The sequence below is a fragment of the Brevibacillus sp. NRS-1366 genome, from assembly GCF_050467985.1.
The window spans coordinates 116629-139283 of sequence record NZ_JBITPN010000060.1 but is presented as its reverse complement, the minus strand read 5'-3'; the positions used below and the strand labels follow the sequence as shown (position 1 = coordinate 139283).

Annotated in this window: 25 protein-coding genes and 1 other annotated feature; of the genes, 1 reads left to right on the top strand and 24 read right to left on the bottom strand. The window is 48.7% G+C overall.

Going from position 1 to position 22655, the window contains the following annotated elements:
* The 6 genes from safA to ACIFQN_RS33350 form a co-directional block, all read right to left on the bottom strand.
* A partial coding sequence (gene safA, locus ACIFQN_RS33375) for a SafA/ExsA family spore coat assembly protein (protein ID WP_429837358.1) occupies positions 1–995 on the bottom strand: 995 nt, incomplete at its 3' end.
* A gap of 112 nt (positions 996–1107) precedes the next feature.
* Positions 1108–1971, bottom strand: a complete 864-nt coding sequence (gene pheA, locus ACIFQN_RS33370) for a prephenate dehydratase (RefSeq protein WP_429837357.1) — start codon at positions 1969–1971, stop codon at positions 1108–1110.
* Positions 1972–1995: 24 nt separating this feature from the next.
* Entirely contained in the window at positions 1996–2925 is a 930-nt protein-coding gene (thrB, locus tag ACIFQN_RS33365; protein ID WP_429837356.1) for a homoserine kinase, read from the bottom strand.
* Positions 2922–4004 (bottom strand): threonine synthase, encoded by a 1083-nt coding sequence (thrC, locus tag ACIFQN_RS33360; RefSeq protein WP_429837355.1) that lies wholly within the window; start codon positions 4002–4004, stop codon positions 2922–2924. Before thrC ends, thrB begins: the two co-directional genes overlap by 4 nt.
* On the bottom strand, positions 4004–5305 hold the full coding sequence (locus tag ACIFQN_RS33355; protein ID WP_429837354.1) for a homoserine dehydrogenase: 1302 nt from the start codon (positions 5303–5305) through the stop codon (positions 4004–4006). The genes thrC and ACIFQN_RS33355 overlap by 1 nt, the downstream gene beginning before the upstream one ends.
* A gap of 24 nt (positions 5306–5329) precedes the next feature.
* On the bottom strand, positions 5330–5773 hold the full coding sequence (locus ACIFQN_RS33350) for an ACT domain-containing protein (protein WP_429837353.1): 444 nt from the start codon (positions 5771–5773) through the stop codon (positions 5330–5332).
* Between the two features lie 188 nt (positions 5774–5961).
* On the opposite strand from ACIFQN_RS33350, the gene ACIFQN_RS33345 reads away from it, so the two are divergent.
* Positions 5962–6114 carry a hypothetical protein gene (locus ACIFQN_RS33345; RefSeq protein ID WP_164684841.1) on the top strand — a complete coding sequence of 51 codons (153 nt, stop codon included), beginning with the start codon at positions 5962–5964 and terminating at the stop codon, positions 6112–6114.
* A 48-nt stretch (positions 6115–6162) separates the two neighbouring features.
* Here ACIFQN_RS33345 and ACIFQN_RS33340 read toward each other — a convergent pair whose 3' ends face one another.
* From ACIFQN_RS33340 to mreC, 18 genes are all read right to left on the bottom strand, one after another.
* Entirely contained in the window at positions 6163–7341 is a 1179-nt protein-coding gene (locus ACIFQN_RS33340; protein ID WP_429837352.1) for an NAD(P)/FAD-dependent oxidoreductase, read from the bottom strand.
* A 38-nt stretch (positions 7342–7379) separates the two neighbouring features.
* Positions 7380–7829, bottom strand: coding sequence for a DUF1641 domain-containing protein (locus ACIFQN_RS33335; RefSeq protein ID WP_429837351.1), 450 nt, complete (start codon positions 7827–7829; stop codon positions 7380–7382).
* Positions 7830–8111: 282 nt separating this feature from the next.
* Positions 8112–8789, bottom strand: coding sequence for a PilZ domain-containing protein (locus ACIFQN_RS33330; RefSeq protein WP_429837350.1), 678 nt, complete (start codon positions 8787–8789; stop codon positions 8112–8114).
* Positions 8789–10066, bottom strand: coding sequence for a GTPase ObgE (gene obgE, locus ACIFQN_RS33325; RefSeq protein ID WP_429837349.1), 1278 nt, complete (start codon positions 10064–10066; stop codon positions 8789–8791). Before obgE ends, ACIFQN_RS33330 begins: the two co-directional genes overlap by 1 nt.
* 17 nt (positions 10067–10083) lie before the next feature.
* On the bottom strand, positions 10084–10665 hold the full coding sequence (locus ACIFQN_RS33320; protein WP_429837348.1) for a Spo0B C-terminal domain-containing protein: 582 nt from the start codon (positions 10663–10665) through the stop codon (positions 10084–10086).
* Positions 10666–10773: 108 nt separating this feature from the next.
* Positions 10774–11067, bottom strand: coding sequence for a 50S ribosomal protein L27 (gene rpmA / locus ACIFQN_RS33315; RefSeq protein ID WP_005832382.1), 294 nt, complete (start codon positions 11065–11067; stop codon positions 10774–10776).
* Between the two features lie 7 nt (positions 11068–11074).
* A complete protein-coding gene (locus ACIFQN_RS33310) occupies positions 11075–11425 on the bottom strand; it encodes a ribosomal-processing cysteine protease Prp (protein WP_429837347.1) in 351 nt (116 codons plus the stop codon).
* 13 nt (positions 11426–11438) lie between these two features.
* Positions 11439–11750 (bottom strand): 50S ribosomal protein L21, encoded by a 312-nt coding sequence (gene rplU, locus ACIFQN_RS33305; protein ID WP_212964772.1) that lies wholly within the window; start codon positions 11748–11750, stop codon positions 11439–11441.
* 10 nt (positions 11751–11760) lie between these two features.
* Positions 11761–11838 (bottom strand) — a sequence feature (ribosomal protein L21 leader region).
* A 52-nt stretch (positions 11839–11890) separates the two neighbouring features.
* Positions 11891–13381: an Rne/Rng family ribonuclease gene (locus ACIFQN_RS33300; protein ID WP_429837346.1), complete on the bottom strand. Its 1491-nt coding sequence runs from the start codon at positions 13379–13381 to the stop codon at positions 11891–11893.
* 276 nt (positions 13382–13657) lie between these two features.
* Complete coding sequence (locus tag ACIFQN_RS33295; protein ID WP_429837345.1) at positions 13658–14494, bottom strand: M50 family metallopeptidase; 837 nt, start codon at positions 14492–14494, stop codon at positions 13658–13660.
* Entirely contained in the window at positions 14487–15266 is a 780-nt protein-coding gene (locus tag ACIFQN_RS33290; protein WP_429837344.1) for a peptidoglycan DD-metalloendopeptidase family protein, read from the bottom strand. The genes ACIFQN_RS33295 and ACIFQN_RS33290 overlap by 8 nt, the downstream gene beginning before the upstream one ends.
* A gap of 183 nt (positions 15267–15449) precedes the next feature.
* Positions 15450–15650, bottom strand: coding sequence for a cold-shock protein (locus tag ACIFQN_RS33285; RefSeq protein WP_103108272.1), 201 nt, complete (start codon positions 15648–15650; stop codon positions 15450–15452).
* Positions 15651–15885: 235 nt separating this feature from the next.
* Positions 15886–17016: a rod shape-determining protein RodA gene (rodA, locus tag ACIFQN_RS33280; RefSeq protein ID WP_429837343.1), complete on the bottom strand. Its 1131-nt coding sequence runs from the start codon at positions 17014–17016 to the stop codon at positions 15886–15888.
* A gap of 57 nt (positions 17017–17073) precedes the next feature.
* Positions 17074–17868 (bottom strand): septum site-determining protein MinD, encoded by a 795-nt coding sequence (gene minD, locus ACIFQN_RS33275; RefSeq protein ID WP_429837342.1) that lies wholly within the window; start codon positions 17866–17868, stop codon positions 17074–17076.
* Positions 17869–17887: 19 nt separating this feature from the next.
* Positions 17888–18565: a septum site-determining protein MinC gene (gene minC, locus ACIFQN_RS33270; protein WP_429837341.1), complete on the bottom strand. Its 678-nt coding sequence runs from the start codon at positions 18563–18565 to the stop codon at positions 17888–17890.
* A 96-nt stretch (positions 18566–18661) separates the two neighbouring features.
* The gene (locus ACIFQN_RS33265; RefSeq protein WP_429837340.1) at positions 18662–21103 is read right to left on the bottom strand and encodes a peptidoglycan D,D-transpeptidase FtsI family protein; all 2442 of its coding nucleotides are present in this window, start codon (positions 21101–21103) and stop codon (positions 18662–18664) included.
* 26 nt (positions 21104–21129) lie between these two features.
* Positions 21130–21654 (bottom strand): rod shape-determining protein MreD, encoded by a 525-nt coding sequence (gene mreD / locus ACIFQN_RS33260; RefSeq protein ID WP_429837339.1) that lies wholly within the window; start codon positions 21652–21654, stop codon positions 21130–21132.
* Entirely contained in the window at positions 21654–22643 is a 990-nt protein-coding gene (gene mreC, locus ACIFQN_RS33255) for a rod shape-determining protein MreC (protein WP_429837338.1), read from the bottom strand. Before mreC ends, mreD begins: the two co-directional genes overlap by 1 nt.
* Positions 22644–22655: the final 12 nt, after the last annotated feature.

Here is a 22655-nt window from a genome sequence, read left to right as displayed (position 1 = left end):
TGCGTTGGCGGCTTCATCGGCAGCAGTGGACTTACCTGCGTTGGCGGCTTCATCGGCGGCAGTGGACTTACCTGCGTTGGCGGCTTCATCGGCTGCAGCGGATATACCTGCTCTGGCGGTTGCATGGGGGGAAACGGACGTACTTGCATTGGCGGTTGCATCGGGGGAAACGGACGTACCTGCATTGGTGGCTGCATTGGCTGTTGCATCGGTGGAAACGGACGTACCTGCATTGGCGGCTGCATATACTGCCATGGGAGTACCTGACTAGGCGGCCTGGTTGGCTGAATCTGAACCGGTGGGCATGGCGGGCAAGCAAAGGCTGGTGGCCTAGGGAATGGTAGCGGACTTATCTGCGTCGGTGGTACAAATTGCAAATTCGGATACCCTTGGTTAGGTGGTACTGGAACTGGCTGTTGATAAATATATGGACTCACCCGTGTAGGTGGAGCGGTTGGTGGTAACGGGGGCAGAATTGGCTGCTGGCCCATGTTGATGTTGGGTGGTACATAAGGAGTTATCGGTAGTGGTGCGATGGGACGAGTCGGTTGTGGCAGTGCTGGTCTCAGCATTTCAGGAGATACGGATGGAGCCGGTGGTGCAGGTGGCATCTCTCTTGCAGGTGGCATCTCTATGGGTGGCTTTGTTGATGGTAGTGCCGGACGCATCTCGTGCTCTGATTCAATTCGCACTTCCTCTTCTTCTTCCTCAGCCTCAATGGGTCTTCGTTCAATCTCTTGCGGAACTTCTGGTGCTTCCTCTTCCGTGATTGGCCTCTCTTTTACATAAGGAGCCTCACTCATTGGGTGTGGTGTTTGTCTGTCCTGGGGTCGTACAGGTACACGTTTCGCCGGAATCTTGATTCTCGCTCCTGGATAGATGGTATCGGGAGTTTTAAGTTGACTGTTTAGGCGTAACAGTTCCTTGTAATCGACGCCGTATTTTTTGGCGATCTTCCACATAGTTTCGCCTTTTTGAACTACGTGAATCCTCACTGTTTCTCCTCCCTTGCGTAAAACTCCTTACATGGTATGCACCCATGGGCGTTTTGCTCCTTGGCGGCTCCCCTTTCTTGGAAAGGGGGGGAAAAAAAGAAAAAGCCAATTCTTAAGAATTGGCTTGAAGCAAATAAAAAGGATATGTACCTAATTGACGTACCTGGCAGCCAATCGCCTCAATCTCGGCAAAAGCTCCAGGAAGCAAAACATCATCCATTTTTTGCTCAATATCAATGACAAAATAATAACTTCCCAGTGCTTTCTTTGTCGGACGAGACTCAATTCGTGACAGGTTGATCTTGCGCCAAGCAAAGGCCGCCAACACCTGATAGAGCGCACCTGGAAAATCTTCCGGAAGGGTAACCAGAATGGTCGTTTTTTCCTTTGAAGAAGCAGGCAAATTTAAAGAATCCTGACCAAGCAAAACAAATCGGGTATAGTTATTCGAATAATCTTGAATTTGCTCATGTGCGAAATCCAACGGATAAATCTCTACATTTAACCTGGTACCGACAGCCGCCCACGGTTCTTCCGGATGCTCACTTACTATTTGTGCCGCGAGAGCCGTACTGTTGACGTACTCAATAGATGCTGCCGGCAGGTTTTCCCGTAGGAAATTATGACTTTGGGCAATCGCCTGCGGGTGAGACAAGACTCGTGTAATGGCTGAGAACGGCAGTTGCTTCTCTCTTTTTGCCACCAAGAGGTTCTGTGTGATCGGCAGAGCCAATTCAGCTAAAATCGGCAATTCTACTTCATGAATCAACCAATCCAACGTGGAATTAACTGTTCCCTCGATGGAGTTTTCCATAGGGACAACCCCAAAGTTCACTTCTTCCTTGGCAACAGCGTTTAACACTTCAATAATACTCGGATACGGTACGTGTGAGAGCGACTGGCCCACTGTCAATGCTCGAGCCGCTTCTTCGGTGAATGTTCCCCGTGGTCCAAGAAAAGCAAGTTTCTTCTCCATGGTGTTACTCCTATCCACTTTGCTCTATCTCTGATGGATTTCTACCTGTACGCCATGTTCGTCCGGCTGTAAGATCATAACGCGGTACGATATGTCGTGCCCTTTCATCACCCTGTCCACAAACTCACGCAATCGCATCTGCTCTTCCTCTGTAGAGAAAAAGCAGAGAATCGTGGGTCCCGCACCACTTAATGCAGAACCTACTGCTCCATGTTCAGTAGCGTTGTCCAGGATTTCTTTCAAGCCAGGTACAAGCTCAGCGCGATACGGCTGATGAAGTCGATCCGCCATCGCTTGTCCCATCAGGTCGAGTCTGCCCTGCGCTAGCGCGGCAACGAGCAAACTGCTATGACCAACATTATATACAACATCCTGCTTACTGTACACCTGCGGCAATACTTTCCGTGCTTTTTCTGTCGATAGAGGGAATTCAGGAATGACCACGAGCGCTTGCAAGTCTTCGGGCACAGAAAGCTTGACGTACGGCACTAAGTCTCCCTCTTTTTCGGGCATCGTAGCAACGACGATTCCTCCAAACATAGAGGCTCCCACGTTATCCGGATGTCCCTCCAATTGAGATGCCTTGGCAAACAGTTGCTCGCGGGTAAACGGCTCTCCGGCCAGTTGATTCGCAGCAACCAAAGCTCCTACAATTGCAGCAGCACTGCTTCCCAAGCCACGCGTCAATGGAGCATCGCTGGAAGCCCGGATAGCGAGCTCTGGCACGCTGAGGCCTGCTTCCTCAAAGAGTCCAGCCGCTACTTGATAGAGCAGATTGCTCTTGTCGGGCGGCGTCCCCTGCAGCTCTGCGCCCAAGAGTTCAATTGTCGTCTGATCGCTGATTTCCATCTCTACGACTGAATATAGCTGAAATGCCATCCCCAAGGCGTCAAATCCTGGTCCGAGATTGGCAGTACTGGCAGGGATAGTTACCTTGACTACATTCCCGCTCATGACAATCCTTCTTTCCCTTTTTGACGAACCAGTTCCATTACCGCCTCATGTGTTGCTGGTACCGTGCGTGGCTCTTCTCCAACCAGCTTCAGGGCGATATTCGGATCTTTCAAACCATTTCCGGTCAACACGCATGCCACCTTGACCCCTTGAGGGAGCTTGCCAGCCTGATGCATCTTGATGATGCCCGCCAAAGAAGCGGCAGAAGCCGGTTCGCAGAAAACTCCTTCGCTTTTGGCAAGCAGTTGGTAAGCGTGCAAAATTTCTTCGTCCGTCACGCTGTCAACGAGTCCATTGGATTCACTGATGGCACCGAGCGCTCCGTCTTTGCTTGCAGGGTTGCCGATGCGGATCGCAGTCGCGATTGTTTCTGGATTGGCTACCGGCTCTCCCAGAACCAACGGAGCTGCTCCTGCCGCTTGGAATCCGTACATTTTTGGCAGCTTACTGGATTTGCCTGCTGTATTGTATTCCTTAAAGCCTTTCCAGTAAGCTGTAATGTTGCCAGCATTCCCGACTGGAATAGCCAAAATATCCGGTGCATCATTTAAAGCATCGCACACTTCGAATGCGCCCGTCTTTTGTCCTTCAATCCGATATGGATTTACGGAGTTAACCAGTGTAATCGGTTCTTTTGCGGTTATTTCCCGAACAATATTCAGCGCTTCATCAAAATTACCGTCAATTGCAATAACTTCTGCTCCATATGCAATCGCCTGCGCTAGCTTGCCCAGGGCAATATTTCCGCTTGGTATCAGCACAATGCAACGCAAGCCAGAGCGAGCTGCATACGCGGCAGCGGCTGCTGACGTGTTGCCTGTAGAAGCACACATGATGGTTGTGCTGCCTTCCTCAACCGCTTTGGCAACAGCCATGACCATCCCGCGGTCTTTAAAAGAACCGGTCGGATTCAGCCCCTCGTATTTCACATACAGCTCTACTCCCAATTGCTTTGATAAATGAGGTGCATGAATCAGCGGAGTATTCCCTTCATGCAAGCTGACGAGTGGAGTTTTGTCTGTGACCGGGAGAAATTCCCGGTAACGTGCGATGATGCCTGATTGTCGATCGGAGCTCATTATTTGTCTCCTCCTTCCACGCGATAGCAGCTTTCCACTTTTGAAACGATATCCATTTGTTCCATGTACGCTAATACGCCATCCATATCACTCTTCGAAGACAAGTGCGTGATCATAATGATTTCTGCTTCGCCCCCATTATTGTAAGGCTGCTGGATCACTTGCTCCAAGGAGATGTTCTTGTCAGCCAAAAGCTGTGTAATCTGCGCCAATACGCCACGTTTGTCAGTTACGACGATACGCAGGAAATACTTGGACAGTTTTTGACTGTCGTCTTTGAGAATTTTTTCTTTGTAGGGTGCCACCATCCCTCGTCCATTTACACCGAGCTTTCTGTTTTTCACAACGGTTACCAGGTCCGAAACGACGGCTGTTGCAGTTGGCAGTTCACCGGCTCCAGGTCCGTAGAACATCGTCTCGCCCACTGCTTCCCCATGTACGTATACCGCGTTGAACACGCCGTTTACAGAAGCGAGCGGATGCGATTTAGGAATCAGAGTAGGCTGTACACTTACTTCAATCGCTTCTCCATCCCGACGCGCCAGGCCGAGCAGTTTTACTTCGTAACCCAGTTGCTTGCCGTACGCGATATCTTGCTTGCTTACTGTACTAATGCCTTTAACATCTACATCTTCCAGCTTCATCGGAACTCTAAAGCCCAAGGTTGCCAGAATTGCCATTTTGCGGGCGGCGTCAAAGCCTTCCACATCGGAGGTTGGATTCGCTTCGGCGTATCCCAGAGCCTGGGCTTCTTTTAGTACCTCCGCATATTCTGCGCCTTCCTGGCTCATTTTGGTCAGGATATAATTCGTAGTTCCATTGACGATCCCCATCATCTTGGTGATGCGATCAGATGAGAAGCCTTCGACCAATGCCCGTAAAATGGGAATACCACCGGCTACGCTCGCTTCGTAGAAAACATCGCAGCCTTTTTCCTGAGCCTTGTTCAAGATTTCTGCCCCATGCAGTGCCATCAAGTCTTTGTTTGCAGTAACAACGTGCTTGCCGCGTTCCAATGCACCTAGAATGTACTCCTTGGCTGGATTGATGCCGCCAATGACTTCTACGATGACTTCAATTTCCGGATCGTCCAGAAGCTCTGCAGGGTCAGTCGTCACTAGGCTGTCCACAGACGAAATGTTACGCGACTTTTCTGCATCTTGTACGAGAATTTTTGTAATTTCAATTCCGAGACCAGTCTGTTTCTGCAAATCCTCCTGATTCGCCGAAATGATGCGCACAACCCCTGTTCCTACCGTACCGAATCCCATCAAACCCAACTTAATCTTTTGCTTCTCCATCGTATCTCTCCTCCTACCCTTCTTCTACCCTCTACCGACGATCATCGCTTTGCGGACGCCGGGTATTTGTTGTAAGCTTTCCAAAAATTCCGTGCTGGATACCCGCAGATGTGCCATATCCACAGACATGGAAATCGTCGCAATCCCTTGCAGCGGAATCGTCTGGTTAATGGTTAGTACGTTACCACCCTGTTCTGCCACAAAAGTAAGCACCTTGGATAGATAACCGGACATGTGTTCCAGCAAAAAGGTGATCGTCATGATTTTTTCGCTCATCATGGCATTGAAAGGGTAAATCCCATCCTTGTACTTATAAAAAGCACTCCGGCTCAACCCTACACGTTCAACGGCCTCGTTGACGGTATCCACTTCACCGGACTCCAGCATCTTCTTGGCTTCAATCGTCTTAGCAATGGATTCTGGCAGGATGTCAGATCGAATCAAGTAGAACTTTTCTTCCCGTTTCACCTGTAATGTCCTCCTGAGAAAAACAGTTGTATCTTCATAGAGGACATTATAACGGATAGATGCCCCTCTGACAATCCTTACAAGTAATTTTTTTCATGGAATCATATTCAGTTCACCTGTGCTTACATGACGAGGCGCTCCTTCGTACAGACTAGAGGTGATCGTAAGCAAGAGGAGGTGACAAGCAGATGGCAGGACGTGGAAAGTCAGATAAGTCGGAGCGTCGCAACAATCATCCCGCTGGTAAGCCAAGCAGCCTGGACCAATTTGGCGACAATACAAAGGGTAAAAAAATGGCACAGTCACCGAACATCATTGAAGATCCGAGCGGAAACGGGTAGACAAAAAAACCCGGAGCATAAAGCCCCGGGTTTTTCACGTTCATATGATTAATATGCCAAAGAGGACAAACCGTTGATGTGAGCCAAGTAGCGAACATTACTTGCTTCTTTCATCAGGGAAGCTGGCAGACCTTTCAGCTTGATTTGGCTAGCGCCAATGGTTCCGATTGCGTCTTTGCGACCCAGGCTGCCCAGGGTACCAGAGAATACCGGTGAGAAGCTTTCCATTTTGGTGCCTTTGAAGTGTGCGAAGAGGTTGTATCCAACCACTTCCCCCATTTGCCAAGCCAATTGAGCGGTTGGTGGGAAAGGACGACCTTCTGGGCCCATTACTACCGCGCTGTCGCCAGCCAGGAATACATCAGGATGAGAAGTGGATTGCAGGAATTCAGTAACGGTAGCACGGCCACGGTTCACTTCTACACCAGACTCAGCTACAACGTGGTTTCCTTGAACTCCACCTGTCCATACCATTGTTTTGGTTTCGATGGTGCCACCATCTTTCAAGCATACAGTGGTTTCTTTCATTTCCGTTACAGGAACTCCTGTCAAGAACTGAACACCACGTTTTTCCAAGCTTGTTTTAGCACGTTCAACCAATTCAGGAGCAAAGCCAGCCAAGATGGAAGGACCTGCTTCTACGCAAAAGATGGAAACGTCTGCAAAATCAACGCCATGCTTGTGGCACAGACCTGGGAGCATGTCAGCGAACTCACCAACAAGCTCGATACCAGTCAAACCGCCACCACCAACAACGAAGGTTGCGTCTGCTTTGTTTTTGCTTTTGCCGTATTCAATTACGCGCTCTTCAAGGTGAGCACGTAAACGGTTTGCTTCATCAACGGATTTCAGTGTGAAGCTGTACTCTTGCAACCCAGGGATTCCGAAGAATGCGGTTTCACTACCCAGTGCGATAACCAAAGCGTCGTATTTGATAGATTCGCCACTAGCTAGTGTGACACGCTGGGAATCCAATCCGATTTTTTCAACGCTATCCACCACGAGGTCGATATCTTTGCCACGGAGCAATCTCTCCAGCGGCAGTGCTACGTTTTGCTCTGCCAGGTTTCCTACTGCCAAACGGTGCAATTCCGTAATGATTTGGTGAGAAGGAAAACGGTTTACTACTGTGATCGACGCTTCTTCAGCAGTCATGTATTTGCGTGCAGTCAATGCAGAGAGTAGCCCGCCATAACCGCCGCCTAGAATCAGAATATGCTTCGCCATGCCCAATCCTCCGTCCTTGTCTTTCAATCGTAATGAATTTAGCGTTTTTCTTGTTGACGTTCAGCCAGAACTTCCAGGAATGCTTGTGCGAAACGCAAAGTTTTTTGTACTTGCGGATCTTTCAGCATTTTGAGCATACCAAACAAGCCAACAGTGGATGCTTCAACGTGGGCACGGTCGTTCGCTTCAATAGCAGCTTGCGCGATGCCCTTTGCTTTGTCGGAAATTGGTTTTACGAACTCTTCCATTCCGCCTTTGAGATCGTCGATCAGCACTTTGTCTGTTGCGACTGTTTGCACCAGATCATACGTTTTGGTCAAGATCGTTGTCATTTCAGCCAGTTTGGGCAGATTCGCCACCAATACTGTTAACGATTCTTGAATTTCCGGTTTCATCAACTGATCGAGCACATCCATTTGTTGCTCAGGTGCCAATGTAGCTGTGCTTGCTACTTCAGCGGCTGCTTGTTGCGTAGTTGTTTGAGACATAGGAAAACGTCCTCCTTTGCTTTGAAATAGAGGCCTTCTATTCTCGATGCCTGTTCATCCGAGTAACGGCCGCCTATTCTCCCAAAATAGCTAGTTTGTTATATTTTTCACAAAGTGAAGTATGCAGTGAATTGAAATAATCAAGTAGTGCATGTTTTCACAAACTGATATTCAGGAAAGCGATAATAAAAAAATCAATTGTTGAACAGGCTCGATTTAGAACTCTATGAACTCTACTATATACCTTCTTCACAGGAACAGCAAAGGAAAAAAACCGCTTCATTAGGAAGAAGCGGTAGTTACGAGATTTTTATAATAATCTTTGATGAGTTGATGATGTTTTTCGCTTATATCCGTGAAGATTAGTTCAATAACCGTCTGTGTATCCTGAAAGTTTTTTTCCACCACTTTTGCCATACCGAAAATTTCCTGCTTTTGCGTGGGGATGACAAACGACACATGGAGAAACTCCCCTTTTGTTATGTAGCCATCCGTCGCTAATACGAGACGGGTAGGAGAAAATTTCAGTAGGAGAGCTTGTCCCTTTTCTTCAATCGGCCTTGCTCCCATGACTTTGTAAGGTACAGAGATGACGTTATCTGGTGGAAGCACATCTTGCTTGCCCTTTAGAGAAATTTCTACACCAACACTGATCGGGACCATCGCGAGTAGCTGAATTGGCCAAACGGTCTGTTCCGAAACCACTTCCAAATCAATGGTATTGATCGCCGCATCTGTTTCCCATCGAACACGCACCGTTGAACCGAGCAGATCGTTTTTTGTATCCGACTTCAGCTCATGCGAGACAACAAGATATCCGCCTTTTACATGTTCGATCATTACTTGAATCGGGGTTTTTGCCTCTTTGGAGATAAGCATCTGCAAAAAGGCACCTCGCTGAAGCTGTTTATCCGCCATAAATGGGGTAAGGGATGGGATATCAATCATTGTCTTTGTCATCACTCCACGAAATCAAACTCTAGCTTGCCAATTCGAACGGTATCTCCATCTTTTGCTCCATGCTTTCGAAGTGCCTCGTCCACACCCATGCCGCGCATTTGACGAGCAAATCGTTGAGCCGCATCATAGCTCGTCAGGTTCGTCATGCGCACCAATTTTTCGATCTTCTCACCGCTGACAACAAAAACTTCGTTGTCCTTGGTGATTTCAAATGAATCCGGTTCTTTTTCAGCGCGAAAGACTACGCGTTCTTCCACTTCTACTACTTCTTCGACTGCAAGCTTCTCTGGAATGGTTGCCAATAGCTCTCCGATTGCATACATCAATTCCTGCACACCTTGTCTGGTCGCAGAAGAAATCTCATACACGGTCACATTCGGCACCTTTTCTTTGAACCGCTGCAGGTTCTCCTGTGCTTCGGGCAGATCCATCTTGTTGGCAACAACGATTTGCGGACGTTCCTCCAGCTTCAGGTTGTACAAAACAAGCTCCCGGTTGATCTGCAAATAATCCTCATACGGGTCACGGCCGTCCACACCCGCCATATCAATGACGTGGACAATGACACGCGTACGCTCCACGTGACGCAAGAACTGATGACCAAGCCCCACACCTTCATGGGCACCCTCAATCAGACCTGGCAAGTCAGCCATGACAAAGCTTTGCTCACCCAAATCAACCACGCCCAGATTAGGCGTTAGCGTCGTGAAATGGTAAGCAGCAATCTTTGGCTTAGCCGCTGTCACACTGGATAGAAGCGTCGATTTGCCTACACTCGGATACCCGACAAGCCCTACATCGGCAATCAGCTTGAGCTCCATGATGATGTAACGCTCTTGTCCCGGTTCTCCGTTCTCGGAGATGTGTGGCGCAGGATTGGACGGATTGGCAAAACGCATATTTCCCCGTCCGCCGCGTCCACCTTTGGAGATCACCGCACGTTGACCATGCTCTACCAAATCCGCAATGACTTCTTTGGTGTCATCATCAATGACGGTCGTCCCCGGAGGCACACGTACTACCATGTCTTCTGCGCCAGCGCCATGCTGGGCTTTGTTGCGTCCGTGCTCACCACGGGGGGCTTTGAAGTGCTTTTGATAACGGAAATCTACGAGCGTCCGCAAGCCTTCATCCACTACAAATACGACATCTCCACCGCGACCGCCGTCTCCACCCGCTGGACCTCCGAGTGGTACGTACTTTTCTCGGCGAAAAGAGACGGCTCCGTTTCCTCCGTCCCCACCTTTTACATACACCTTTACCTGATCGACAAACATGGTGTCACCTCTTTCCTTTACGCGAATGGAACCACCAAATCAAGGACCCATTCTTCTTCCGTATGTATCCACTCGGTGACCTCCACCGTACTCTGTTCGCTCTTACGTATCAGTTTTTCCAATTCTTCCAATCCGGATGCAGAAAGCTCTCCGGCCAGGTCAAAACGAAAATGAACACCACTCTCACCCGCGTGCAAGGTTACCTGCATGCTCGCTGGCTCGTACCCGCTTTGGTCTACGTGATCATTCACTGTGCATAAAATCTCTGACACCAACTGAAACAAATGCTTCTCGTCCAAAGCTATTCGCGTGAGATCCACATGGTTGCACACGTCCACTTCTAAAAGCATTTCCTTATTCAGCGCATTAAATGTCAAGAAGAAGACGGACAATAGGGAGCTGTTCAGTCGGGCTACCATGGACTCCTGCATAGCCATCTGTGCGATGCGTTTTAAATGCGAAACTCCCTGTTCAGTACGGTTCAAATGCAAATAGCCGAGCAGAACCTGAACGTGGTTCAACCAATCATGCCGCTGCCTGTTCAGTAGATCCAGCAGTTGGTCGGTCTGCTGCGTAAACAGTCTCCGCTCGTCCCCCATCTCATTCACCCAAGTCGATAAGAATTTCTTTCCCACCTATTGTACCATAAAAAAAAGCGGGCAAAAAGAAAACCCAGCCTAGTAGCTGGGTTTTTTCTTTCCTAACATTTATGCTTCGGAAGCAACTGGCTCGATCACAACTTGCTTGCGATCACGGCCCAGACGCTTGAAACGAACAACGCCATCTGCAGTTGCAAACAGAGTGTCGTCTCCGCCCTTCATTACGTTAGCTCCTGGATAAATCTTGGTTCCGCGTTGGCGAACGAGGATGTTACCAGCAGTAACGAATTGTCCATCTCCACGCTTCACACCCAGACGTTTGGAAATGGAATCGCGACCGTTCTTTGTGGAACCTACCCCTTTTTTGGAAGCGAAGAACTGCAGGTCCAAATTAAACAGCATTTTCATATCAGACACCTCCTTGCCATTTTTCATCTTTTACTTTTACGTATTTACCGTACTGCGCCTCAACCGACAACAGGGCAATGACCATACTCTCTGCCAAAAGCTGCTGCTTCTCGCATGCCGCCTCCTCCTCCGAAGAAGAGAGGCTCCACTTTAAGAAACCACCGCCTTCTTGTGCGGCAGAGACATCTGGAGTGATGCCAGTCAAAGGTTGGATGGCGTTTAATATACCAAAGCTGATGCCTGATACAGCAGAACAAACGATGTCTGCCCCATAGGCACCCGCATTGGCATGTCCGGAAATACTAATTTCATGGATCCCGTGCGAGGCACGGTTCACGATCACTTCAATCATAACAAGTCACCAATTAAGCGTTGATCTTTTCGATCACAACTTTAGTGAATGGTTGACGGTGACCTTGTTTGCGACGGTAGTTTTTCTTGGATTTGTATTTGTACACGATAATTTTTTTCGCTTTACCGTGTTTTTCTACTTTCCCAGTTACCGTTGCACCAGCTACAGTAGGAGTACCTGCTGTAACTGAACCGTCTTTGCTTACGAGGAGAACCTTGTCGAAAGTAACTACTTCACCTTCAACGTCAGCCAACTTCTCGATGAAGAGAACTGCTCCCTCTTCAACTTTGTATTGCTTTCCACCGGTTTCGATAATTGCGTACACTGTGTGCACCTCCTATACTCAGACTCGCCTCTACAGGTGCGCCGCAAAAGGGCGTCTTGTAACCTGATTCGTGCGGTTACAGTATGCACGAGGCATAGCTGCATGACAACCATTAGATTACCATAACATCAATCGCCCAGTCAAGTCATTTGCACATGCTTTTGATACAAGCGCTCTGCTTCATCTAGACGGCCCACATATAATATCCGGTACTCGTCAGGCTTTAGCGCTGACCTATGCAGGTAGTACAGACGAGCTTGCAATCGTTTGCTTTCCTCTGCCTGCTGCAGCACTGCCCGTTGATACAATCGCGTGGGCAATTCGATGAGTACAGCCTCTGCTTCCTGCCTGCTCACCAGGGCATCGACCTCGTCCCGCAGACGTTGGTCAATTTCCTCAATCGACCATACTCGTCCCTCTCCGCCGCACGCATCGCACGGCACTGTCACTCTTTCTGCCAAGCTGGACCGCACCCGTTTGCGCGTCATTTCAACCAATCCGAGTGCCGTCATGCCGTGCACCGTGGATGGTACCACGTCACGTGCCAACTCCCGTTTTAATATGGCAAGCAGTCGCTCCTTGTTTGCCACCTCTTTCATATCAATGAAGTCAATCATGATGATTCCACCGATGTCACGCAAGCGCAACTGATGGGCGATTTCTTGTGCCGCCTCCAAATTAGTAGCGGTAACAGCCTGCTCCCTCTGCTGCCCTCCCCCGCCGGTGAACGACCCTGTATTTACATCAATCACAGTCATTGCTTCTGTTCTGTCGATGACTAAATGACCTCCACTTTTTAAAGGGACCTGCCGCTGCAAGGCTCGTTTCCGTTCCGCTTCTACACCAAGCTGATCGAAAAGAGACTGCTTTCCTTGATACCAGCGAAGACGGTCTAAACGGTCAGAATCAAAAACAGCCATGAGCGCTTTTACCAGTTGATAGGTCGGTCCGTGTTCGACAACCACTTCATCGACCTCAGCAGTTAATAATTCGCGCAAGATCCCCTCAATCAGCCGAGTAGGGCGACTGACACGCCCCGGGTCTTTTAGTCGCTCTGCTTGAAGCCGAGTATCCTGCCAGCTTTTTCGCAAGTGTGACAGCTCGTCGATCAGCTTCTGTTCATCCACCTCTTGCGCCTCGGTCCGGATAATGATTCCTTCCCCTTTTTCCAGCAAAGATGTGAACAGATCCCGCAAGCTTTGGCGTTTTGATTCTTCACTGATTTTTTTGGAAAGGGAGATTCCCTCTTCCATCGGGAGAAAAACGAGATAACGTCCCTGAAGGCTTATCTTCATTGTCAGCTTGGGGGCTTTTAATTCTGTTCCTTCTTTATTTACTTGCACGAGAATCTTTTCCCCCACGTGGATCCGTTCGTTAATCGCTTGTTTTTTTGGCGATGATCCCTCACTAGGTAGGGCATCGTCGACGTAAAGGTATGCATTTTTATCCGTTCCAATATCGATAAAGGCTGACTGAATTCCGGGCTTTATGTCAGCGACACGCCCTACATAAATGTCATCTGCCACCACGTCCAAACGATCTTGTTCCGTACGCCATTCCCTCAAGCGGCCACCCTCTAAAAAGGCAACGCGCACCCTTCCGCCACTTCCACTTATTGCAATCTGCTTCACTACCGTCACTCCCTCTATTCCCGTACCATATCTGTCCGCAAGAAGGACTAACGGACTCATAGAAAGTAATCTAACATAGGCACTTGGAAAAGAAAAGGTGCACCACCCATAAAGGAGTGGATCATATGATACAAGCAGGGGACTTGTGCATTCGCGTACTCCAGCAGCAAATTGCTCAGCATTTGTTTAATGGCTCTCAGACGAACGCGTTTTACAGTATTAGGAAGGACGTGATTGCTGGCTTATGGAATGGAGCCCGCCGATTGACTAGAAGATCTACAGGAGCGTTCCCACTTTGGCATCATGCTTTTGCTCAAATAATAGGGCATGCAAGAGCCTCTCCTCGGGCAATAGCCCTGTTCCCTGAACATAGAGCAAGTGGGAGTATCCCCGTCTCAGCTTGTGGGAGACAGATAATACAGTCTCTTGGGGCTGAACACGCAAGGCATGAACAGCATGCTCATCTGGTTGCCGGACGTACTTCTCCATCAAAAAACGGAAAAAATGATACGGAAAGCGCATAAACGATTGAATATTGACTGTCAGCAAATAGATGCCGATAACCAGCACATTTACTTTTACATCCAAGCAAGAAAATCCCACTAAAATACCAGCAAGCAGTGTGCTACCTGTCATCGAGAGAATCGCTGCACTCCGATATGGCAGAACCCAGCAGAGCATGGCTTGCAGAATACGTCCTCCATCCAAGGGCCAAATCGGCAACAAATTGAATAAGGCAATCGTGGCATTACTCACCAGAAAAAAACGCGCCCACTCTTCCGACCAGACATTTCCGTACCAAAACAAATACGAAATCGCCATCATCACAACATTTAAAAACGGCCCCGCTAACGCTACCACAATTTCATCAAGCGGGTCCGTCGCATAGGAGTCTTCCATCGTGGCTACTCCACCAAACGGAAGCAACTGCACTTCCGTTACAGTCCAACCCAATTCCCGAGCCATCGCTACATGACCCATTTCATGGATCAGCACGATGACAAACAAGGTAATGACCTCTAAAAAGTGACCTGTCACTACGGACAGGCCCATTACCGCCCAAAAGAGCAGATGAATGCGAATTCGTATGTCAAACCATCCTCCCCTACTCAAAGGGGATCACATCCAGCGGATTCACAAACTTTTCATCCGTCTTGACCCCAAAATACAAGTGGCGAGACGTGTTGTTGACAGCACGCGCCATGCCGACTTCTTGCCCCGGCTGAAGCACATCGTCTTTTGCCACCATGACCCCATCCAGATTGCCCAGCCAAACCTCACGACCTTGGGTTAAGCGGACAATCACCGTAGTACCGTAGCCTTCCTTCTCACCGACAAAAGTGACCCATCCCATCTCTCCTATCGTTACGCTATCTGCGATTCCGGTGTCGAGTACTACTTTGGGACTATTGGGTTCGAATGCTTTGACTACTTGCCATGTAGCTGGCAGCTTCCAAACCGCTATATTCTTGTTTGTTCCCGTAGCCGGAACAGCATTGGGTCCCGTTAATGATGGGAGCAGAGTCGGCAGTGCGCCAAAACGTGCTTCATACCAGTCTGCTACTCCTGAAAAGTTAAAATCACGCGTCATCACTTCTCGCGCCTGGTTTTTCCACGTTGCCGGAATCATCGTTGTTTGAAACATCAGATAGGCCATACCCACCAGAAGTAGGGAAGCGAGTATTTGAAGCCCCCACTTCTCATGCGAAGGCCGTTGATTCATCGAGTCGTCTTCTGTTGGTGAAAAACCAAAGGGATCTGGTGTTGTTTCAATGGGATCTTTCCAATCATCCACAAAGGGAGAAAAACTGTCACGCGACTGGGTGCGGATGCGCTCCAGCCGTTCCCGACGTCGTTCTTTTACGCGATCTACTTCACCAAACATATCCATCCCTCCGCAGGCCAAGCCTTTAATACCATCCTATGACTTGTCTAACTGCTTTATGACGTCCCGTCCCTGCCTGACGGAATCAATTCGGATTGGGATTCGCACTCGCAAAGTGCACAGGGCATAACGCAAAAAAGACAGTCTCCCCATTTGAGAGACTGCCTTTGAATCTGTCGAAGTTTACAGTTTGGTTACGCTAGCGGCTTGTGGACCACGGCTACCTTGAACGATTTCGAACTCAACCTTTTGGCCTTCGTCCAGAGATTTGAAACCTTCTGTCTGGATCGCGCTGTAGTGTACGAATACGTCGTCTCCACCCTCAACTTGGATGAAACCGTATCCTTTTTCTGCGTTAAACCATTTTACGATACCTTGTTGCATGAAACAAAACCTCCCTGAACATTACGCCCCACGAGGCGAAAGAGTGTAGCGTTAACCCCTTTTTTACAGATAAGCCTTTTGCTTCAAGGAAAAAAAGCCATACGAATCGCGATTGACAAATGGTGACGTCTCTCACAACCGTACGACTCCATAACCAATCAATCAAATCACTATAACTTGTAAAAATGGTTAACTTAGGATGATTTTATCACACGATTTTCCGTTTGTCACGCATTTAGTCGAATCGCAGCTTGTCTTTACGCATGCCGATATTGAGTACAACACCCATGATTAAAAAGTTGGTAATCAGCGAACTTCCCCCATAACTGATAAAAGGGAGCGGAATTCCCGTGATCGGCATCAACTGAATCGTCATCCCGATATTTTCGAATACCTGGAAGGTGAGCATCCCTACCACACCCGCGACGACATAGGAGCCGAACGGATCTTTGGCTTCCATCGCGATGCGGATCATGCGGTAAATCAAAAAGAAAAACAGAATCATCAAGAGGCCCGCTCCGACAAATCCAAGCTTTTCTGCAATGACCGTAAAAATAAAATCACTCTCACCGACAGGTACCCAGCCAAAGCTCGCCTGTGTGGGCGTATCGATTCCTTTTCCGAACAATTGACCAGAGCCAATCGCAATCAGGGCCTGCTTGAGCTGAAAGCCCTTCCCCATTGCATCTATATCCGGGTCCATCCAATAAACGATTCGATCCCATTGATACGGCTTGATGATCTTGAAAAACAGGTCTTGTTTGAACTCGTACACCAGCGTCATCGCGCCAAAAAAGCTGCCGATCATACCGATCAAGTACAAAGCATGCTTTAACCGTATCCCACCGATAATGAGCATCGTGGTGAGCATCCCAGTAAACACCATCGCGGTTCCCAAGTCTGGCTGAATAAGAATGAGGAGCAGAGGCACCCCAACGAGGGCGGCAACCGGGATCAATTTATAGAAATAGTAGAATCGGTCTGGATCCTCAGCCCTCTTGGCCATGTACCTGGCGACCGTCAAGATCGTAAACAGCTTCATCGGCTCGGATGGCTGAAACAGAATGGGTCCAAGATCATACCAGCTGGTTGTATTGTTGATCGGTTTCGTTTCGAATACGCCAATCAGCAAAATCAACCCTATTACGTAAAAAACATAGGACATGTTATGGAATAGGCGATAGTCAAATAGTAACATGACTCCGAGTACAATGAACCCGATCACATACCACAGGGCTTGTTGATAAGCCTTGTCAACTCCAGCTGCAGAACCCGAAATCCCCAGGTAACTGAACACCCCGAGCCCTGCCAAAATCAAAATAATGGTCCAGTCCAGCGTCTTTAAATAACGTTTTTCCAGGTCCATGCTTTTCCTCCTAGAAAACGTGACTCCCCTCTTTTTACAGAAGGGGAGCCCTATACCCTATTTTAACCCAAAGAATTTGCGCATTTTATGAAGCACGCCTGCTTTTTCTTGTAGAGGCTGCAGAGGTACTGCTTCCCCCAGAAGCCTGCGAGCAATATTACGGTATGCGATGGAAGCACGGGATTCATGGTTCATGACAGCCGGTTCACCTTGATTGGCTGATTTAATCACGTGATCATCATCGGGTACGACTCCGATTAAGTCAATGGCTAATAAATCCAGAATATCTTCTACGTCAAGCATATCCCCATTTTTCACCATATGAGAGCGAACACGATTAATGACAAGCTTCGGCATTCCTACTTTCTCGCGCTCCAACAGTCCTATAATCCGGTCCGCGTCACGCACCGCTGCTTTTTCCGGTGTTGTCACAACAATCGCTTGATCGGCCCCTGCTACGGCATTGCGAAAGCCTTGTTCAATTCCGGCAGGACAATCAATAATCACATAATCGAATTCGCGCTTCAATTGCGTCACGATTTCATCCATCTGCTCAGGGGTTACTGCCGATTTGTCTTTTGTCTGGGCAGCAGGGAGCAGCGAAAGATTTTCAAATCGCTTGTCCTTGATCAATGCTTGCGGAAGGCGGCATGCTCCTTCTGCAACATCTACCAAATCATAAATGATCCGGTTCTCCAGTCCCATGACAACGTCTAGATTGCGCAGGCCAATATCTGTATCTACCATGCATACTTTTTGACCCAACAACGCAAGCGCAGTTCCTAAGTTTGCGGAAGTGGTCGTCTTTCCCACGCCGCCTTTACCTGAAGTTACGACAATTCCTATCCCCACGTCCGTTCCTCCTCTTCCCTCAACCCTCATGCTTTTTCTCTCCCAATTCAGGGCGAATTCGCGGTAAATAGTTCATCTTGGCCACCAGCATAGTGTCATTTTCCAGATAGGCGAATTCTGTCCCACCGGAATTGTTCGTCCACTCTTCACCTGGCTTACTGATCACATCTGCAATCCGCAATTGGGTGGGGCTCATGACCGCTGCTGCAATAATGACCTGATTGTCTCCGGAAATACCTGCATGGGCGTATCCTCGCAGATGGCCCAGTACATAAATATTTCCTGTACTGCGAATCGTCCCGCCTGGATTGACATCTCCGAGCAAAAGCAAATCGCCGTCAAACTCCAATACCTGACCGGAGCGTACGGTATTCACCTGCACAGAGAAATGGGTTTTCAGACGTTCAGCAAAAGCTTCTTCCCGTGTAATCACATCTGCTTCTATCGTGTGGATTACCAGGTTCCCCTTTTGCCGGATAATTTGAGTCAACTGCTCTTGATGCTCAGGTGAGCAGTAACGTTTTCCCAGCTTAATAGATACCCGAATCAATGGCCCCGACAAAATCTGTTGGTGGCTATGCTCTATTTTTTCACGCAAGTCGGCCAGCAGTTCGTCGAAGGAACAGGCATCATCCATGAAAAAGACGAGACCCTCTTTAGTCCCTTTGATTGTGACCTTGCTTTTCACAGTCGTCACCGGTTTCACCTCGACCGATACCTTTCGCCATACAGAAAGATTTTTCCTGCTCTGCATGAAAAATTTGCCGAATCGGGTCAAATGTCGCCATGCAAACTACGGCTGGGTTGTTTGAGTGGAGGGGACAGGTACTCCGTGGGTGAGTACTCCCGGATTTAGTTCGTTATACGCTTCGAGTAATCGACGCGCAATCGGTCCTGTTGCGTCAGAACTGGATGTTCCATCACGTAAACTGTTTGGCGCGATGACAACGAAAACCACCTGCGGGTTTTCATAAGGAGCAAAGCCGACGACCAAAGCATTCTCTGCTCTTTGGCCCGTTTGCGCCGTACCTGATTTGGCAGCGACAGCAAATGGCAAGCCATTGAATGCTCTAGAAACCGTACCGCCTGGCTGCGTAACCATGCGCATGCCTTCTCTGACGACCTGGATATACTTCGGATCAATATCCACGCGATTGAGTACCTGCGGCTCGATCAAAGTAAGGGTCTGTCCCGGTTTTTTCGGATCGGTAGTGCCGCGGCGAATCTCTTTGACGAGGTGCGGGCGAATCCGGTAGCCGCCATTTGCAATCGTCGACACGTACTGTCCGATCTGCATCGGTGTGAACAGGTCGTACTGACCAATCATGGCATCTGCCAGGTTACCATAATAGCTATATGGGTTCGGCCGTCCCGTACTTTCGCCTGGCAAGTCAATTCCCGTTTTTACCCCTAGGCCAAATTGAGCGTTGTAGTAATCGAGAACCGAAAACTGTTTTACCCAGTTTTCGCCGCCTCTTCTTGCGAGCCGGACAGCCATTTCATACATGTACGTATTGTTCGACACCTGCAGAGCACGGCGCGCATTCACGATGCCGTGTCCTCCCGGCTTCCAGTTCCGTTTATACGAGGTTCCGATCGTCAATCCACCACGGTCATTAATCGTCTCAGTAGGCGTAGTCAAGCCTTCCTGGAGAGCAATCATGACAGACAACGGCTTGTAAGTCGAAGCTGGCGGATACGGTGTATAAATGAACCGGTTGGCCTCGTTCGGCAGAATCAGCGACGAGTAATTTTCGTTGAATTTCTTGCGATCGTAGTACAGATTCAAATTGTAATCCGGATAGCTGGCCATCGCCAAAACTTCTCCTGTATTAGGATTCATCACGAGAACATGCGTATCCTTAAACTCTTTTGGCGTGGTTGGCTTTTTCTTAAACGCTTCGAACTCTTCTTTCAAGATGGCTTCGACTTTACTTTGAAAACGCCAATCCAGGGCAAGCACGAGATCGTTTCCTGGCTCTGGGGCCTGGCGCAACGTCTTTTCAACCGTCTCGGAATTTTTGTTGACGTGGACGTCCATGATGCCATCTTTGCCGCGTAAATATCGTTCGTACGAGCTTTCCAAGCCAGTTACCCCGATGCGGTCAATCGCGTTGTAGCCCTGTGCCTCATATTCCTTTAATTTTTCTGGCTGAATGGCATTGATATAACCCAGGATGTGTGTAGCGAATGGTGAACCGTCCGGATCCTCGAAAATTTGTCTGACTGGCTCCAGCTCTACACTAATCCCCGGCAGCTCTGTCCGTCTTTCTTCGATTTGAAACATCTCATCTTGCGTAATATTCACCTTGACCCGGCGAGGGATATAGCTGGCCATTTGCGGCGAGCGCATTTCTTGCAGCAACGAAAGCTTGTGCCACTGGAATTGACGCTGCTGCTCGGTAAGCGGCAATGGAATATCCATATCGAACAGGTTAGCGTAACGCAACAACTCCATGTCCGATTTGTCTGATAGTCCACTCGGCGTTGGCAGCATTCGAATTTGCGCCTTTACCTCTTTTGACAGTTCATCACGATCTTCCTTATCAAGAGTAAGCGGGATTTGCAAATTAGCGCTGATCGCATTTTTCAACAGCTCCAAATCAGACATGCCATTTAAGTCAACTGCCTTACCCATTGATTTGGAATTCGCAGTCAGCTTATTGATCACGTCTTTGCGTTCCTTGTCGTCAAATGGAGAACGAACGCGAAGCCCGACATACAGTGCGGTCTTCACTAGATTGAAGTCAGACATCTTATCCACTTCTTCTTGTTTGGGAACGGCTTGCAGCTTGGCAGCAATCTTTGCCTTTAGCTCATTCGTCTTCTGGGTATCATAAGCAACTGGCAAAGTAGAGCGCAGCTCAATGGTTTTTTTCAGGAGCTCTTTGTCCGTTCCTATTTTACCGCCGTCAGGAATTAAGATTTTGGCTAAGCGATCAGCCACTTTTTCCTCATCAATATCCTGTCCCTGTTCTTCTACGTACTGAACAGTGTACACCGGCTTGTTGGAGACAAGAACAGCTCCATTTTTATCGAGAATACGGCCTCGCGGAGCAGAGATTGGCAGCTCGCGAATACTGAATTTTTCCAGTTCGTGCCGATACTGTTCGCCTTCTACCAGCTGCACAAATGCCAGCCGTAAAATGATGGCCGCAAAAAACAGAAAGACAATCAAAAACAAAATGTTTAGCCGTACAGGTATGTGCGATTTTGGTTCTTTGACCTCTTCCACGAGTCTTCCCCTCCCATCCGAGTCCCTTATTCCATATGCATTTCTCGTTTTTCCAAAATTTTGTTGCACATATTCCTGATGGGAACGTACATAATCAAGGCAAAGGCGAGATTAAATACCACACTAGGCAAGATTTGGCGAGTGAGAATCCATTGGACATCATAGGGAGCAACCGAAAACAAGCGAAACAGACTGTACAGCAACCATTCATGGCCGAACAAAATGATTACGGTCGTCACCAGCATCATTCCAAATCCACGCTGGAACAAAAGGACGATCATGCCAGCGAAATAGCTCGCTACCATCATCGACATGATGTAAATGCCGATGACTTGGCCAAACAGGACATCCTGCAAAAAACCAAAGGCAAGACCGTAATACAGTCCTTCTCTTCTACCCAAAAACGTTGAAATGAAAATACAGCATACAAGCGCAAAGCGGGGTACTGTCGTCCATGACAGACCCCATATCTCCGGTGAAATGACTTGCATGACAGTTCCTTCCAGCACGAATACCACCACAACCATAACGGTCAGCAGAAAACGAGCCATTACTGCCCACCTCCGCTTGCAGGCGGTACAGCAGACTTCGTGGAAGCAGGAGGGGTAGCTTTTCCACCTGCACCCGGTGCTGGCGTTTGGGTGGTCTGGTTTTGCGGAATCAATTCGCCGTTAGCCGAGATCGTGAAGTCTCGCTCGACAACCATGACCTCATTTAATTGCGAAAAGTCAGCACTTGGTTGGATGTACGCGGTTTGCGTCAAGCCGTAATCATCAGGCTCGACCCTGACAATATAACCGATCGGCAAATTGCGCGGAACCACTCCCCCTAGACCTGAGCTGATTACCTGCTGTTTTGCTTCAATTTTCTGGCCCCATGGAATTTTGCGCATGATGAGCAGACGCTCCTGCGGGTCGTATTCCTCTACAACGCCGCTGATGTTCTGGTACACGGGCGCACCGTTCACCATTTGCACCGATTGAATATCAGCAGAGATGTGATCGCGTCGCTCATAGCTGGTCAAGAGCTCTACCGTCGCAGAAAAGTTGGCGACACTTTGCACACGGCCAATCATGCCTTTGGCCGTAATCACTGCCATATCTTTTTTAATTCCATGCTTCAGACCTAGGTCAATGGTAATCACATTGTTCCACGTATCCGGATTTCTCGCCACCACTTCGGCAAACCGAAGCCCATATGATTTGAGTGTATCCTGTGCTTTAAGCAATTTCCGCAGGCGCTCATTTTGTGCTTTCAAATCGTGCAGTTCCGCAGTCAAGCGGGCATATTGATCCAGCCCGGCTTTCAGTGCTTTATTTTCCTCATATACGCTGTATGCATCGTCAAGTTCCTGGAAAAAGCCAGAAACAGCCTGAGCAGGGCGATAAAACAAGCCCTGCACCACGCTGAAGGTATCCTTGAAAAACATTTCTGGCCAGGTCAGCTTCACCCGTTCGCGGGACGTAAAGCCTACGACCGAAATGAGCAAAACCAGACCGACTAGTACGATAATAAGCCGCTTGCTCCCGAAAAACGACATGCCCTAACCTCC

Bases quoted from the DNA above. Each gene is read 5' to 3' on its own strand.
- pheA (WP_429837357.1), bottom strand. From the start codon at position 1,971: ATGGAGAAGAAACTTGCTTTTCTTGGACCACGGGGAACATTCACCGAA.
- thrB (WP_429837356.1), bottom strand. From the start codon at position 2,925: ATGAGCGGGAATGTAGTCAAGGTAACTATCCCTGCCAGTACTGCCAAT.
- thrC (WP_429837355.1), bottom strand. From the start codon at position 4,004: ATGAGCTCCGATCGACAATCAGGCATCATCGCACGTTACCGGGAATTT.
- ACIFQN_RS33355 (WP_429837354.1), bottom strand. From the start codon at position 5,305: ATGGAGAAGCAAAAGATTAAGTTGGGTTTGATGGGATTCGGTACGGTA.
- ACIFQN_RS33345 (WP_164684841.1), top strand. From the start codon at position 5,962: ATGGCAGGACGTGGAAAGTCAGATAAGTCGGAGCGTCGCAACAATCAT.
- ACIFQN_RS33340 (WP_429837352.1), bottom strand. From the start codon at position 7,341: ATGGCGAAGCATATTCTGATTCTAGGCGGCGGTTATGGCGGGCTACTC.
- ACIFQN_RS33335 (WP_429837351.1), bottom strand. From the start codon at position 7,829: ATGTCTCAAACAACTACGCAACAAGCAGCCGCTGAAGTAGCAAGCACA.
- ACIFQN_RS33330 (WP_429837350.1), bottom strand. From the start codon at position 8,789: ATGACAAAGACAATGATTGATATCCCATCCCTTACCCCATTTATGGCG.
- obgE (WP_429837349.1), bottom strand. From the start codon at position 10,066: ATGTTTGTCGATCAGGTAAAGGTGTATGTAAAAGGTGGGGACGGAGGA.
- ACIFQN_RS33320 (WP_429837348.1), bottom strand. From the start codon at position 10,665: ATGGGGGACGAGCGGAGACTGTTTACGCAGCAGACCGACCAACTGCTG.
- rpmA (WP_005832382.1), bottom strand. From the start codon at position 11,067: ATGCTGTTTAATTTGGACCTGCAGTTCTTCGCTTCCAAAAAAGGGGTA.
- ACIFQN_RS33310 (WP_429837347.1), bottom strand. From the start codon at position 11,425: ATGATTGAAGTGATCGTGAACCGTGCCTCGCACGGGATCCATGAAATT.
- ACIFQN_RS33290 (WP_429837344.1), bottom strand. From the start codon at position 15,266: ATGTTTGGTGAAGTAGATCGCGTAAAAGAACGACGTCGGGAACGGCTG.
- ACIFQN_RS33285 (WP_103108272.1), bottom strand. From the start codon at position 15,650: ATGCAACAAGGTATCGTAAAATGGTTTAACGCAGAAAAAGGATACGGT.
- rodA (WP_429837343.1), bottom strand. From the start codon at position 17,016: ATGGACCTGGAAAAACGTTATTTAAAGACGCTGGACTGGACCATTATT.
- mreD (WP_429837339.1), bottom strand. From the start codon at position 21,654: ATGGCTCGTTTTCTGCTGACCGTTATGGTTGTGGTGGTATTCGTGCTG.
- mreC (WP_429837338.1), bottom strand. From the start codon at position 22,643: ATGTCGTTTTTCGGGAGCAAGCGGCTTATTATCGTACTAGTCGGTCTG.